The organism is Streptomyces sp. NPDC031466 (assembly GCF_055581265.1).
In genome coordinates this window covers 672,515-687,143 of record NZ_JBVIJT010000001.1, presented here as the reverse complement: position 1 = coordinate 687,143, position 14,629 = coordinate 672,515, and the positions used below count along the sequence as shown (strand labels likewise).

Genomic DNA, 14,629 nt, shown 5'->3' with positions numbered 1-14,629 from the left:
GCGGCACTCCAGGATGACAGCGCCCGGGCGCGTTCACCCGCCCCGTACCGGCCCCGTGCTCTCCCGCTCGATGAGCCGCGGCAGCGGCACCTGGACGGTCGCCGCCGGCCCGTCGTCCAGGAGGGCCAGCAGCTCGCGGGCCGCGGTACGGCCGAACGCCACGGTGTCCCGGGACAGGGCCGTGAGCCACGGATGCACCATGCGGCACAGCGCCGAGTCCTCCCAGGCCACCACCGACACGTCGGTCGGCACGGTGAAACCCAGGGAGGCCGCGGCGGCGACCCCGGCCACGGCCATCACGTCGTTGTCGTACACCAGGGCCGTCGGCGGCTCGGCGGACCGCAGCACGCGCCGGGTCACGGCGGCGCCCTCGGCGTCGGAGTAGTCGGTCGGCACCGAACGCACACCGGAAAGCCCCCGGCTCGCCGCCTCGGCCCGCAGGGTGCGGACGCGGCGCTCGGTGTGGGCGAGCCCCGCCAGGCCCGCGATGTGCACGATGCGGCGGTGGCCGAGCGCGTGGAGATGGCCCACGACCGATGCCATCGCCCCCGCGTCGTCCGCCCACACGGTCGAGAGCCCCTGGTGGGAGGCGTCGGGGTCGGGCACACCGCCCGTCACCACGGCGGGCAGCCCCAGTTCGTCCAGGAGCGCGGGCCGGGGGTCGTCCGTGCGCGGATCCACCACCAGCACACCGTCCACCCGGTGCTCGGCCCACCAGCGGCGGTACACCGCGCACTCGGCGGCCACGTCCTCCACCACCTGGAAGAGCAGCCCCAAGTGCCGCTCGGCCAGCACCTGTTGGACGCCGGAGATCAGCTGGAGGAAGAAGGAGTCGACGCCCAGGGTCGCCGCGGGCCGCGCCACGACCAGGCCGACCGTCGCCGACCCCTCGCCGGACAGGGCGCGCGCCGCCGTGCTGGGCCGCCAGCCGAGCTGCTCCGCGACCCTGCGCACCCGGTCGCGGGTGAGGTCCGAGACGCCGGGCCGGTCGTTGAGCGCGAAGGAGACGGCGCTCTCGGAGACCCCGGCGCGGCGCGCGATGTCCTTCATGGTGGGCCGGCGTGCCGGTGACCGCTTGCCTTGCACTCCTTGCCCCTTTCCTGGCGCCGCGTACGAAAGCGGCCACGCACTAAAGCGCTTGAGCGATCAGACCCTAAAGCGCATTAGTCCTTCACCGCAAGACCGTCAACACACGTACCTGACCTGGTCTGTTGCCGCACAGTTCGACGGATCTTCGATTTCTCCTCCCCGAATCCATTGACTTCGCGCCACGGTTGGATGCAGGGTCTGCCTCGGCGCCGATTGTCCGGCCTGGCCGGCCGCAGTCACCGCCGTCTCGCGCTGGGCCGAGCAAAGGAGCCGTTTCACCGTGCGTATCTCCCGTATTCCCCGCAGAGCGGTCGCCGCGGGCGCCGTCCTCGCTGTCCTGCTGCCGCTGAGCGCCTGTGGCGACGGCGACGACGGCGGTGGCTCCACGGACGCGTCGGGCAAGATCGAAGGCAACATCACCTTCCAGACCTGGAACCTGAAGGCCAACTTCAAGCCCTACTTCGAGGGCCTCGTCGCCGAGTTCGAGGACAAGTACCCCGGCACCGACGTCAAGTGGATCGACCAGCCCGGCGAGGGCTACGCCGACAAGATCAGCGCCGACGCCGCCGCGGGCACCCTGCCCGACGTCGTGAACGTCTCGCCCGACCTGGTCGCGCCGCTCGCCAAGGCCGGCCTCGCGCTCGACCTCGACAAGGCCGCGGGCAAGTACGAGAAGGAGTACCTCCCCGGGGCCTGGAAGAGCCACCAGATACCGGGCACGGAGGGCACGTACGCCTTCCCGTGGTACCTCAACACCGGGCCGCTCTTCTACAACAAGCGCCTCTTCAAGGACGCGGGCCTGGACGAGACCAAGCCTCCGACGACGTACGACCAGCTCTTCGACCAGGCGCTGCGGCTCGCGAAGAAGAGCGACGGCAAGGTGGCCACGCTCGCCAACGTCCCCACCATCGAGGACTTCGGGCGCTACGGCGTGCCCCTGATGAACGAGGAAGGCACCGGCTTCGCGTTCAACGACGCCAAGGGCGTCGAACTGCTCACCCAGTACAAGAAGTTGTACGACGCCAAGGCCCTGGACGGGCAGGCGCTGACCGCGACACCGGAGTCCACCGGCAAGAAGTTCCTCACCGAGGCCGTGGCGATGAACCCCGGCAGCGCCCTGGACCTGGAGAAGTTCAAGAAGGACGCGCCGCAGCTCTACAAGAACATCGGCATCACCCCGCAGATCAGCAACACCGGCAAGGACAACATGTACGTCATGGGCGTCATGGTCAACGCCCGCACCAAGCAGACACCGGCCGCGGTCGCCTTCGCGCACTTCGTCACCGACGCCGAGCACCAGATGGAGTTCGCCAAGAAGGTCGCGATCTTCCCCAGCACGCAGGGCTCCCTCGACGACCCCTACTTCACCGAGCAGGACGGCAAGGAGGAGACGCGGGTCCGCGTCGCCGCCGCGAAGTCCATCAAGACCGCGGTGAACTACACGCCCGTCCTGTTCAGCGAGCAGATGAAGGTCGAGCTGCGCAACTCCGTCGCCAAGGCCCTCCAGGGCAAGGAAAGCCCCCAGGAAGCTCTTGACAACGCTGTCAAGAACTGTGACCGACTGCTGAAGCAGAGCTGAGCGTCGGCGCGTGCCCGAGCCACGACCAAGGGACGTCGGCGCCGTGCCGAGCCACGACCAGAGAATGTCGGCGCCGTGCCGGGCCATGACCAGGGATCAACAGCCATGAAGACCACTACAGCCACCAGGCCCCCGGGCGCGGGCCGCCGCGCCCCAGGGGCGGCCGACGCGCGAACCGCCGGTCGCCGGTCCGCCCGGATACGGCGCCAACTCCCCACCAGCCCATGGCTGTTCGCCGCCCCCGGGCTCGCGGTCGTCGCCGTCTTCAGCCTCTATCCGTTCGTCAGCACCCTGAACAACTCCTTCACCGACAAGCGGATGTTGATCCCCGGCGGGTACGTGGGCCTCGCCAACTTCCGTGAGCTGCTGCACGACGACATGTTCTGGATCGGCCTGCGCAACAGCACGCTGTACGTCCTCATGGTCGTCCCCGCCCTCGTCCTGCTGCCGCTGCTGCTCGCGATGCTCGTCCAGAAACACATCCCCGGCATCACCTTCTTCCGCTCCGCCTTCTACACCCCGGTGGTTGCCTCCATCGTCGTCGTCGGCCTGATCTGGGTGTGGATGCTGGACGAGCGGGGGCTGGTCAACGCGGTCCTGGAGGCGGTGGGCGTCGGCAAGGTCGGCTTCCTCGACGACCAGTGGCTGCTGCTGTTCAGCGCCATGGCCGTCACGGTCTGGAAGGGCCTCGGCTACTACATGATCATTTACCTGGCGGCGCTCGCCAACGTACCGCGTGAGCTGCACGAGGCGGCGGCGGTCGACGGCGCGGGCGCGGTACGCCGCTTCTTCAGCGTCACCGTACCCGCCGTGCGCTCCACCATGGTGCTCGTCGGCGCGCTCTCCGCGGTCGCCGCCTTCAAGGTGTTCTCCGAGGTGTACCTGATGGCGGGGCCCACCGGCGGCCCCGCGGGCGAGGACACCACGCTGGTGATGCTCGTGCAGCGCACGGGCACCGGCCTGACCGGACGGGTCGGCTACGCCTCGGCCATCTCGGTGGTCGTCTTCGCCGTCACCGTCGTGCTCATGCTGCTCGTGCTGCGGGCGGACCGGAAGGAGGACGCGTGAGCACCACCGAGAAGCTTCCCGCGACGGCGGCGAAGGAGCGCGCGGCGCGTACCGCACCCCGCCGCCGGATCACCGACGAGAACGGCCGCCGGATGCCCGTCTGGGAGCTCGTCCTGCGCTACGCACTGCTGCTCGCCGTCCTGGCGCTGATGATCGGCCCGTTCCTGTGGCAGCTGTCCACGTCCCTGAAGGGGCCGCACGAGAACATCTTCAGCTCCCCGCCGAAGTTCCTGCCCGCCGACCCCACCCTCCACAACTACCAGCGGGTCGCCGACACCATTCCCGTCTGGGACTACGCCCTCAACTCCCTGAAAGTGGCCGCCGCCAACGTGGTCACCAACTGCGTCGGCGCCGCCCTGGCCGGCTACGCCCTGGCACGCCTGCGCTACCGCGGCCGCAAGGCGGCCACCCTCGTCTTCATCCTGGCCATGCTGGTGCCCGTCGAGGGCATCATCATCGCCCAGTTCACGACGATGCGTGAGCTGGGCCTGAACAACACGCTCATCGGCGTACTGCTGCCCGGCTGTGTCTCGGCGCTCAACGTCCTGCTGATGCGCAACGCCTTCCTGAACGTGCCCCACGAGATCGAGGAAGCCGCGTTCGTGGACGGCGCGAACGTCTGGCAGCGCTTCACCCGGATCGCGCTGCCCGCCGTCAAGGGCACGCTGGCCGTCGTCGCGATCTTCGCCTTCATGGGCGCCTGGGACGACTTCCTGTGGCCGCTCATCGTGCTCAGCGACCCGGAGCGGTTCACGCTCACCATCGGCCTGAACTATCTGCACGGCACCTTCGCCAACGACGAACGCCTCGTCGCCGCGGGCACGGTCATCGCCGTACTGCCGCTGATCGTCCTCTTCGCGTGCCTGCAGCGGTACTTCTTCCGCGGCGTCGGCGAAGGCGCGGTCAAGGGCTGAGCCACCTGCCTCTTCCTCCAGAACCAGGATCCGCATTGCCTTCTCCAGCGCCTTCGGGCACGCCGCGCTTCGGCGCCAACTACACGCCCGCCCAGGGGTGGTTCCACCACTGGCTCGACTTCGACCTCGACGCCGTGCGCGCCGACCTGGACGCGATCGCCGCGCTCGGCCTCGACCACGTACGGATTTTCCCCGTCTGGCCGTACTTCCAGCCCAACCGCGCCCTGATCCGCCCCCGCGCCGTCGAGCAACTGGTCCAACTCGCCGACGCGGCGGGCGAACGCGGCCTCGACGTGAACGTCGACGGCCTCCAGGGCCACCTGTCCAGCTTCGACTTCCTGCCCGCCTGGACGCAGACCTGGCACCGGCGCAACCTCTTCACCGACCCGGACGTGGTGGCCGCGCAGGCCGCCTACCTCCGCACGCTCGCCGGCGCGCTCGCCGACCGGCCGAACTTCATCGGCATGACCATCGGCAACGAGGTCAACCAGTTCTCGACGGGGCCGCATCCCGACCCCGACCGCATCACCCAGGAGCAGGCCGAGACCTGGCTCGGTACGGTGCTCGCCGCCTGTGAGGAAGGCGCCCCCGGCAGACCGCATCTGCACGCCGAGTACGACGCCGCCTGGTACCAGGACGACCAGCCCTTCACCCCGGCCCAGGCCGCCCGGCTCGGCGCCATGACCGCCGTGCACTCCTGGGTCTTCAACGGCACCGCCCAGCGCCACGGGCGCACCGGCACCGCCACCCGTACCCACGCCGCGTACCTGATCGAGCTGTCCAAGGCCTGGGCGCTCGACCCGCACCGGCCCGTCTGGCTCCAGGAGGTCGGCGCACCCGCGCCGCTGATCCCCGCCGAGCACGCGGCCTCCTTCACCGAGGAGACGATCGAGGCCGCGCTCGACTGCCGGGACGTGTGGGGCGTGACGTGGTGGTGCTCCCACGACGTCTCGCGCGATCTCGCCGATTTCCCGGAGCTGGAGTACAGCCTGGGGCTGCTCACCAACGACGGCCGGGTCAAGCCCGCGGGAGCGGCCGTCGCGCGCGTCGCCAAGGAGTGGCGGGGCCGTACGTACGCGCCGGCGGCCCGGACCACCGCGCTCGTCGTGGACGACGCCTTGGAGCGGCGGTCGGCGTGTGCGCCCGGCGGGGCGGTGTTCGAGGCGTTCGTCCGCCTCACCCGGGACGGCGTCCGGCCGACGGCCGTTCTCGCGAGCCGGACCGCCGACGCGGAGCATCTCGCCGCGCGGGGCATCACGGACATCGTGACGCCGGAGGAGGTCCGTTAGGCCGGTACAACCTCCGCAGACGGCGCTCGTCCTCAACCGCCGGACGGGCCTAAGAACTTCACCCCCTCCTGGGAGATCCTCATGCATGACGACCGCACCCTGGTCGAAGCCCGCCTCAAGCGCGTTCTGGACGAGCGCATCAGGCCCGCCGTGTATCCGGCCTCCGTACCGCTGGACGTCGCGGTGTGGAACGCGCCGGACGAGCCCGTGCCGGTCGCCGAAGGGCTCGCCGCCGAACCGGCGCCGACCGCCGTCGGGCAGCGGTGGGGCGCGCCCTGGGGGACCAGCTGGTTCCGGGTGACCGGGACGGTGCCGAAGGAGTGGGCGGGCAGGACCGTCGAGGCGATCCTCGACCTCGGCTTCGACGAGAACATGCCGGGCTTCCAGTGCGAGGGCCTCGTCTACCGCCCCGACGGCACCCCCGTGAAGGGCCTCAACCCGCGCAACCAGTGGGTGCGGATCGCCGCACCCGCCGAAGGCGGCGAAGAGGTGCGGCTGCACATCGAGGCCGCGTCCAACCCCGTCATCCTCGACTACCACCCCTTCCTGCCCACGCAGTTGGGCGACAAGGAGACCGCGGGCAGCGAACCCCAGTACAAGCTGGAGCGCATGGACCTCGCCGTCTTCGACGAGACGGTGTGGCAGCTCGTCATCGACCTGGAGGTGCTCGGCGAGCTGATGCAGGAGCTGCCCGCCGACTCCGGGCGCCGCTACGACATCGTGCGCGCGGTCGGCAGGGCGCTCGACGCCGTCGACCTCCAGGACGTGAACGGCACGGCCGCCGCCGCCCGCGCGCTGCTCGAAGACGTCCTCGCCACGCCCGCCGAGCCGTCCGCGCACCGCATCAGCGCCGTCGGCCACGCCCACATCGACTCCGCCTGGCTGTGGCCGCTGCGCGAGACGGTGCGCAAGGTCGCGCGTACGACGTCCAACATGACGGCGCTCCTCGACGACGAGCCGGACTTCGTCTTCGCCATGTCCCAGGCCCAGCAGTGGGCGTGGATCAAGGAACACCGGCCCGAGGTGTGGGCGAAGGTCAAGAAGGCCGTCGCCGACGGGCGGTTCGTGCCGGCAGGCGGCATGTGGGTCGAGTCGGACACGAACATGCCGGGCTCGGAGGCGATGGCCCGTCAGTTCGTGCACGGCAAGCGGTTCTTCCTCGACGAGTTCGGCATCGAGAACGACGAGGCGTGGCTGCCCGACACCTTCGGCTTCGCGGCCGGACTCCCGCAGATCATCAAGGCGGCCGGCTCCAAGTGGCTGCTCACCCAGAAGATCTCGTGGTCGCAGACCAACCGCTTCCCGCACCACACCTTCAACTGGGAGGGCATCGACGGGACGCGGATCTTCACGCACTTCCCGCCCGTCGACACCTACAACTGCTCCATGAAGGGCAGCGAGATCGCCCACGCGGCGAAGAACTTCAAGGACAAGGGCGTCGCCCGGCACTCCCTGGCGCCCACCGGCTGGGGCGACGGAGGCGGCGGCACCACCCGCGAGATGATCGCCAAGGCCGCCCGCCTGCGCGACCTGGAGGGTTCGGCGACCGTCCGCTGGGAGACTCCGGCGCGGTTCTTCGAGAAGGCCGAGGCCGAGTACCCGAACGCCCCCGTCTGGGTCGGCGAGCTGTACCTGGAGCTGCACCGCGCGACCCTCACCAGCCAGGCCGGCACCAAGCAGGGCAACCGCCGCAGCGAGCACCTGCTGCGGGAGGCGGAGCTGTGGGCCGCGACGGCCGCCGTCCGGTGCGCCGAATTCGTCTACCCCTACGAGCAGTTGGACCGCATCTGGAAGACGGTGCTGCTCCACCAGTTCCACGACATCCTGCCCGGCTCGTCCATCGCCTGGGTGCACCGGGAGGCCCGCGCGACCTACGCGGCGCTCGCGCGGGAACTGAACGGCATCGTCGACAAGGCCCAGCAAGCCCTCGCGGGCGAGGGCACCGACGCCCTGGTCTTCAACTCCACGCCGCACAGCCGGGCCGGGGTGCCCGCGGGCGGCGCCGCCCGCGCGACGGTCGACGGCGAGGCGGCGATCGCCTCGCGCGCCCAGGGCGGCTTCGTCCTGGACAACGGTCTGCTGCGGGTCGAGATCGACGCCCGGGGCCTGGTCGTCTCCGCGTACGACCTGGTGGCCGACCGCGAGAGCGTCGCCCCGGGGCAGGCGCTGAACCTGCCGCAGCTCCACGCCGACTTCCCCAACATGTGGGACGCGTGGGACGTCGACGAGTTCTACCGCAACACCGTCACCGACCTCACGCGAGCCGATGAGGTCGCGGCAGGGGACGGCGCGTCGGTCCGGATCGTCCGCACCTTCGGCGACTCCCGCATGACGCAGGTGCTGTCCCTGGCGCCCGGTGCGCGGCGCCTGGACATCGACACCGAGGTCGACTGGCACGAGACGGAGAAGTTCCTCAAGCTCGCCTTCCCGCTGGACATCCACGCGGAGCGGTACGCGTCGGAGACCCAGTTCGGTCACCACTACCGCGCCACGCACACCAACACGAGCTGGGAGGCCGCCAAGTTCGAGGCGTGCAACCACCGCTTCGTGCACATCGAGGAGCCGGGCTGGGGCGTCGCCCTGGTCAACGACTCGACGTACGGCCACGACGTCACCCGCGCGGTGCGCGCCGAGGACGCGGGCACGACCACGACGGTACGCGTCTCGCTGCTGCGCGCCCCCCGTTTCCCCGACCCCGAGACGGACCAGGGGGTGCACCGCTTCCGGCACGCTCTGGTACCGGGCGCCGACATCGGCGACGCGGTGCGCGAGGGCTACCGCGTCAACCTGCCCGAGCGCCGTCTGGCCGGCGGCCGTGCGGTGGCTCCCCTGGTGGGCGTGGACAACGACGCGGTCGTCGTCACGGCGGTCAAGCTCGCCGACGACGGCAGCGGAGACGTGGTCGTCCGCTTCCACGAGGCGTACGGCGGGCGTGCGAAGGCCACGCTGACCCTGGGCTTCCCGGCGGCGGACGTCACCGTGACCGACCTCCTGGAGCGCCCGCTGGCCGACGCCACGCCCCCGGCGCTCTCGGGCGACACGGTGGCGGTACGGCTGCGCCCCTTCGAGCTGGTCACGCTGCGCTTCGCGCGGCACGCCAGCTAGCAGGCGCCCCACGGGCACCGGCATGCCGACTAGCAGGCACCCCCCCGGGCACCGGCGTGCCACCGCCGGTGCCCGACGCGGCCTGCCGTCCCCGACGGCCCGATGCGCCCGGCGGCCCGGCGGCCCGGCGGCCCGGTGGCCCGATGGCCCGGCGACTCGGCGGCCCGGCGGGCGGCGCCGCCCTCGACCGTCGTACCGCTGACTCGCCCCGCCGCCCCCGTCGGCGCCCCGCCGGACCTCACTCCCCGGCCGGCTGCGCCCGCAGCCACTCCTCCACCTCGCCCACGTGCGCCGCCGCCGCGGCCCGTGCCGCCTCCGGGTCGCGGGCGACCAGGGCGCGGTGGATGCGGGCGTGTTCGCGGCGGGTGCGTTCGAAGGCGCCCTCTTCCTGGTAGCCGCGCCACACCCGGGCGCGGAACGTCCGTGACGACAGGCCCTCCAGGATGGCGGCCATGGTGTCGTTGCCGGCCGCGAGGGCGATCGCGCGGTGGAACGCCAGGTCGTGGGAGAGGATCTCCTCCGGGTCGTCCGTGGCGTTCATCGCCGCCAAGTGTTTCTCCACGTCGGCCAGTTGGTTGGGCGAGATCCGGGCCGCGGCCAGCGCTGTCGCCGTCGACTCCAGGACGCGCCGTACTTCGAGCAGTTCCACCAGCCGCGGTCCCCGCGACAGGCCGGCGACCACGCCGAAGGTCTCCAGCAGATCGCCGGCCTCCAGCTGGGTGACGTAGATGCCCGAGCCGTGCCGGGCCTCCAGGACGCCCATCACCGTGAGCGCCCGGATCGCCTCCCGCATCGAGCTGCGGGAGATGCCGAGCCGGGCCGAGAGGTCCCGCTCCGTGGGCAGCCGCTGCCCCGGCTCCAGACGGCCCTCGCCGATCATCGCCTTGATCTGCTCGATGGCCCGCTGCGTCACGGTGCCCTTCTGCGGGGCGGACTGGTCTGGCTGGTCCACGTGACGCTCCTCCACTGGCCGGTTGCGGCGCAGTCTAGCCAGCGATGTGGTCCTACCACTCCGCGTCGAAAACGGGGGAAGTTGACGACGAGGGGTGTTGTGAGCGCCAAGTGGTCTGATAAATATGCGCGTCATCAGGTGCTGGAACCCATGCGATCCGCTCGACGAGGAGCTGTCAGATGGTCGGCAGGACAGTGCGTGACAGCTTCGGCAGGGCAGTCCACGGCTTCCCGCCTCCCTTTCCGGAAAGGCCTCCTGTGTCCCCGACACCCGCCCGCGTCATCGCGGTCGACACCCACGACGTACGGTTCCCGACCTCACGGGAACGGGACGGGTCCGACGCGATGAACCCGGACCCCGACTACTCCGCCGCCTATGTGGTGCTGCGCACCGACGCGGGCGACGGCCTGGCGGGGCACGGCTTCACCTTCACCATCGGCCGCGGCAACGACGTCCAGGTCGCGGCGATCCGATCGCTGCGCCACCATGTCCTCGGCCGCGACGTCGACCGGCTCTGCGCCGACCCCGGCGCCCTCCACCGGGACCTGATCGGTGACAGCCAACTGCGCTGGCTCGGCCCCGAGAAGGGCGTGATGCACATGGCGGTCGGCGCGGTCGTCAACGCCGTCTGGGACCTCGCCGCCAAACGCGCCCGCAAGCCGCTGTGGCAGCTCCTCGCCGACGCCGCACCCGAGTGGCTCGTCTCCCAGGTCGACTTCCGCTACATCACCGACACCCTCGGCCCCGAGGAGGCCCTGGACCTGCTGCGGACGGGCCGTGCGGGTGCCCGGGCGCGCGAGGCCGCCCTGCGCGCACACGGCTTCCCCGGTTACACCACCTCGCCCGGCTGGCTCGGCTACAGCGACGAGAAGCTCACCCGGCTCGCCCGCCGGGCCGTCGCCGATGGCTTCACCCAGATCAAACTGAAGGTCGGCGCTGACCTCGCCGACGACATCCGCCGCTGCCGCGCCGCCCGCGAGGCGATCGGCCCCGGCATCCGCATGGCGATCGACGCCAACCAGCGCTGGGACGTGGACGAGGCGGTGGAGTGGACCCGCGCCCTCGCCCCGTTCGACCCCTACTGGGTCGAGGAGCCCACCAGTCCGGACGACGTGCTGGGCCACGCCGCGATCCGTGCGGCCGTCACCCCGGTCAAGGTCGCCACCGGCGAGCACGTCCAGAACCGCATCGTCTTCAAGCAGCTCCTCCAGGCGGGGGCCATCGATGTCCTCCAGCTCGACGCGGCCCGCGTCGGCGGCGTCAACGAGAACCTCGCGATCCTCCTCCTGGCCGCCAAGTTCGGCGTCCCCGTCTGCCCGCACGCGGGCGGCGTGGGTCTGTGCGAACTGGTCCAGCACCTGTCGATGTTCGACTACGTGGCCCTCTCGGGCACCACCGAGAACCGCGTCATCGAGTACGTCGACCACCTCCACGAACACTTCGTCGACCCGGTCGTGCTGCGCGAGGGCCACTACCGGGCCCCCACGGCGCCGGGCTTCTCGGCGACGATGCGGGCCGAGTCCATCACCGAGTTCACCTATCCGGGCGGCACGTTCTGGGCCGCCGATCTCGCACCGGACGACCCCCCACCGGACGACCCCCCACCGGACCATCTCGCGTCGGACAAGGGAGCAGCCGCATGACCGACTTCGAAGGGCTCAAGGCGCTGGTCACCGGGGGCGCGTCCGGCATCGGCCGCGCCACCGCCGACCTCCTGACCGCCCGCGGCGCCGAGGTCGCCGTCCTCGACCTCGACCCGAGCGGGGTGGACGCACCGCTGCGCGCCTACGCCGCCGACGTCACCGACGACAGCTCGGTGCGGGAAGCGGTCGCCTCGGCCGCCGCCGACCTCGGCGGCCTGGACATCCTCGTCAACAACGCGGGCATCGGCGCCCAGGGCACCGTCGAGGACAACGACGACGCCCAGTGGCACCGCGTCCTTGACGTCAACGTCCTCGGGATCGTCCGCACCACCCGCGCCGCCCTGCCCCACCTGCGTACGTCGACGCGGGCGGCGATCGTCAACACCTGCTCCATAGCCGCGACCGCGGGCCTTCCGCGGCGCGCCCTGTACTCGGCGTCCAAGGGTGCCGTGCTCTCCCTGACCCTCGCGATGGCCGCCGACCACGTCCGCGAAGGCGTGCGCGTCAACTGCGTCAACCCCGGCACCGTCGACACGCCTTGGGTGGGCCGGCTCCTGGACGCCGCCGCCGACCCGGCGGCCGAGCGGGCCGCGCTCCGGGGCCGCCAGCCCCTCGGCCGCCTGGTCACGGCGGCCGAGGTCGCGGGCGCCATCGCCTACCTGGCGAGCCCCCTGTCCGGCGCCACCACCGGCACCGCCCTCGCCGTCGACGGCGGCATGCAGGGCCTGCGTCCGCGGCCGGTGGGCCGATGAGCGGGATGGCGCGGCGCCCCCTGGGAGGCAGCGCCGTGGAGGTGACCGAACTGGCCTTCGGCGCCGCCGGGATCGGCAACCTCCACTCACCGATCAGCGACGCACAGGCGGCCGCCGCACTCGACCACGCCTGGGACGCGGGCGTCCGCTACTTCGACACCGCCCCGCACTACGGCCTCGGCCTGTCCGAGCGCAGACTGGGCGAGGCGCTGCGCGGCCGGGACCGCTCCTCGTACGTGATCTCCACGAAGGTCGGGCGGCTGCTGGAACCGCTCCGGGAGCCCTGGAACCGTGGGCCACGGCGGTCCGCGCGCTCGCCGCCCGGCCCAACACCGTCTGCAAGCTCTCCGGCATGGTCACCGAGGCCGACCACCGCACCTGGACGGTGGACGACCTGCGGCCCTACGCGGACACCGTCCTGGACGCCTTCGGCCCCGCGCGGCTGATGTTCGGCTCCGACTGGCCCGTGAGCACACTCGCCGCCACGTACGCAGAAGTCCTCGACACGGCGCGCCTGTTGACGTCCTGGCTGGACGCCGATGAGCGGCAGGAGGTCTTCGGCGGAACGGCGCGTCGCGTCTACCGCCTCTGCTCGGACGCGGCGAGGCGGGTCGGCGCCAGGAACTCGCGGACATAGGTCCGCTCCCAGCAGGCGCCCGTCTCGCGGAGCTCGCGCCAGGTCGTGTACCGGTAGCGGTACAGCCGGGCGCGGATGTACGCGGGGGGCGCCTCGGGCGGGAACGGGGAGGCGCGCAGCAGCCGCAGCGTGTCGCGGTCGCCGTCCAGCAGGCGCTCCACCAGCGGGCCGAACCAGGAGCGGGCGTAGGCGGGGGAGAGCGCGGCGAACCACATCATCCAGTCCAGCCGCAGGTGGTACGGCGCGAACTGGCGCGGCCAGCGGCGCACGTCCCCCGGCTTCCCCTTGAACTCGTACGCGAGCCACGTGGAGTCCTCGCGCGGCACCGGATCCGCCGTGCCCTCCACGACGATCTCCTGGCGTACGCGGCTGACACTGCCGAACGCGCCGTAGGCGTTGACGAGATGCAGCGGGTCGAACGAGCGGTTCATGACCTGGCGCCGGGACAGCAGATTGCGCACCGGGCGGTAACTGAGGGCCAGGAGCAGCGCGGTGACGGCCGTGACCACCACCTCGTACCAGAGCGGCGCCGGGGCGTACCGCGCCGGGGTGTGCCAGGGGGAGAGGTCGACGGCGGACACCGCGACGACGATGGTGATCCAGTTCAGCCAGGAGAAGTTGCCCGACAGGACGAGCCACAGCTGGGTGACGATCGTCAGGCAGGCGGCGGCGGTCGCCACGGGCGGGGGAGTGAAGAGCAGGAACGGCACGACCAGTTGGGTCACGTGGTTGGCCGCGACCTCCGCCCGGTGCACGGGCTTGGGCAGGTGGTGGAAGAACCAACTCAGCGGGCCCGGCATCGGCTGGGTCTCGTGGTGGAAGTACAGGCAGGTGAGTTCACGCCAGCACGCGTCGCCCCGCATCTTGATCAGTCCCGCGCCGAACTCCACGCGAAAGAGCACCCAGCGCAGCAGGAAGAGCACGAGGACGGGCGGCGCGACGCGGTCGTTGCCGAGGAAGACCGCGAGGAACCCCACCTCCAGGAGGAGTGACTCCCAGCCGAAGCCGTACCAGGTCTGGCCGACGTTCACGAGGGAGAGGTAGAGGGCCCAGGGGATCAGCCACAGCGCCATGGCGCCCCAGAGCGGCAGCAGACTGTCGGCGCCCGCGAGCAGCGCCACCGCGACCGCGCAGCCCGCCCACGCGCAGAGCGCGAAGAACCGGTCCGAGTAGTGGAGCTGGAACAGGCTCGGTGCCCGCCGGAACGGCACTCGCGCCACGTACCGGGGCACGGGAAGCATCCCGCGCTCCCCGAGCAACGCCCGGAACTGCAGGGCGGCTCCCAGGAACGCCACGAGGTAGAGCACGGCCAGCCCCCGCTGGAAGATCGACCGGCTCAGTCCGTACACATCCGCCGTGAACCACTCCACGTCACCATTGTGACGGCGGGTGAGCCGGTTCTCCATCGCGACGCCGGGCGGCCGTACCCCCGTGACGCCGGGCGGCTGCCCCCCTGCGCGGACATGTGGACGGAGGTGGCGGTACGCGTACAGGGCAAGGTCGCCGAGTCGGCGTAAGCCCGCGAGCAGGTCCACCGGGAGGCGGGCGGGGCCACCGGGGCGCGCACCGCTTCCCCCCACATGCGCGCGCCGGGGGCTCCG

10 protein-coding genes and 2 pseudogenes are annotated in these 14,629 nt (G+C 71.5%); 9 read left to right on the top strand and 3 right to left on the bottom strand.

The genetic code is table 11. The features are described 5' to 3' along the window. Positions 1-33 precede the first annotated feature (33 nt). Positions 34-1,050 carry a LacI family DNA-binding transcriptional regulator gene (locus tag ACZ5GP_RS02495; RefSeq protein WP_468748994.1) on the bottom strand — a complete coding sequence of 339 codons (1,017 nt, stop codon included), beginning with the start codon at positions 1,048-1,050 and terminating at the stop codon, positions 34-36. Between the two features lie 319 nt (positions 1,051-1,369). Here ACZ5GP_RS02495 and ACZ5GP_RS02490 point away from each other — a divergent pair, with 319 nt between their 5' ends. The 5 genes from ACZ5GP_RS02490 to ACZ5GP_RS02470 all read left to right on the top strand — a co-directional run bounded on the left by ACZ5GP_RS02490 (position 1,370) and on the right by ACZ5GP_RS02470 (position 9,044). Next, entirely contained in the window at positions 1,370-2,668 is a 1,299-nt protein-coding gene (locus tag ACZ5GP_RS02490; protein ID WP_468748993.1) for an extracellular solute-binding protein, read from the top strand. A 105-nt stretch (positions 2,669-2,773) separates the two neighbouring features. Beyond that, entirely contained in the window at positions 2,774-3,736 is a 963-nt protein-coding gene (locus ACZ5GP_RS02485) for a carbohydrate ABC transporter permease (protein WP_468748992.1), read from the top strand. Then, positions 3,733-4,650, top strand: a complete 918-nt coding sequence (locus ACZ5GP_RS02480) for a carbohydrate ABC transporter permease (protein ID WP_468748991.1) — start codon at positions 3,733-3,735, stop codon at positions 4,648-4,650. Before ACZ5GP_RS02485 ends, ACZ5GP_RS02480 begins: the two co-directional genes overlap by 4 nt. 35 nt (positions 4,651-4,685) lie before the next feature. Then, positions 4,686-5,939, top strand: a complete 1,254-nt coding sequence (locus ACZ5GP_RS02475; protein ID WP_468748990.1) for a glycoside hydrolase 5 family protein — start codon at positions 4,686-4,688, stop codon at positions 5,937-5,939. An 81-nt stretch (positions 5,940-6,020) separates the two neighbouring features. Beyond that, positions 6,021-9,044: an alpha-mannosidase gene (locus ACZ5GP_RS02470; protein ID WP_468748989.1), complete on the top strand. Its 3,024-nt coding sequence runs from the start codon at positions 6,021-6,023 to the stop codon at positions 9,042-9,044. Between the two features lie 238 nt (positions 9,045-9,282). On the opposite strand, the gene ACZ5GP_RS02465 is transcribed toward ACZ5GP_RS02470, so the two are convergent. After that, positions 9,283-9,996 (bottom strand): FadR/GntR family transcriptional regulator, encoded by a 714-nt coding sequence (locus tag ACZ5GP_RS02465; protein ID WP_468748988.1) that lies wholly within the window; start codon positions 9,994-9,996, stop codon positions 9,283-9,285. A gap of 257 nt (positions 9,997-10,253) precedes the next feature. On the opposite strand from ACZ5GP_RS02465, the gene ACZ5GP_RS02460 reads away from it, so the two are divergent. From ACZ5GP_RS02460 to ACZ5GP_RS02445, 4 genes and pseudogenes are all read left to right on the top strand, one after another. Beyond that, positions 10,254-11,639, top strand: a complete 1,386-nt coding sequence (locus ACZ5GP_RS02460; protein WP_468748987.1) for an L-fuconate dehydratase — start codon at positions 10,254-10,256, stop codon at positions 11,637-11,639. After that, the gene (locus ACZ5GP_RS02455) at positions 11,636-12,391 is read left to right on the top strand and encodes an SDR family NAD(P)-dependent oxidoreductase (protein WP_468748986.1); all 756 of its coding nucleotides are present in this window, start codon (positions 11,636-11,638) and stop codon (positions 12,389-12,391) included. Before ACZ5GP_RS02460 ends, ACZ5GP_RS02455 begins: the two co-directional genes overlap by 4 nt. A 5-nt stretch (positions 12,392-12,396) precedes the next feature. Then, positions 12,397-12,666, top strand: a pseudogene (locus tag ACZ5GP_RS02450) (aldo/keto reductase); the annotation flags it as partial. Continuing rightward, positions 12,663-13,028, top strand: a pseudogene (locus ACZ5GP_RS02445) (amidohydrolase family protein); the annotation flags it as partial. The pseudogenes ACZ5GP_RS02450 and ACZ5GP_RS02445, both read left to right, overlap by 4 nt. On the opposite strand, the gene ACZ5GP_RS02440 reads toward ACZ5GP_RS02445, so the two are convergent. After that, positions 12,971-14,398: a lipase maturation factor family protein gene (locus tag ACZ5GP_RS02440; RefSeq protein WP_468748985.1), complete on the bottom strand. Its 1,428-nt coding sequence runs from the start codon at positions 14,396-14,398 to the stop codon at positions 12,971-12,973. The pseudogene ACZ5GP_RS02445 and the gene ACZ5GP_RS02440 overlap by 58 nt on opposite strands. Positions 14,399-14,629 lie beyond the last annotated feature (231 nt).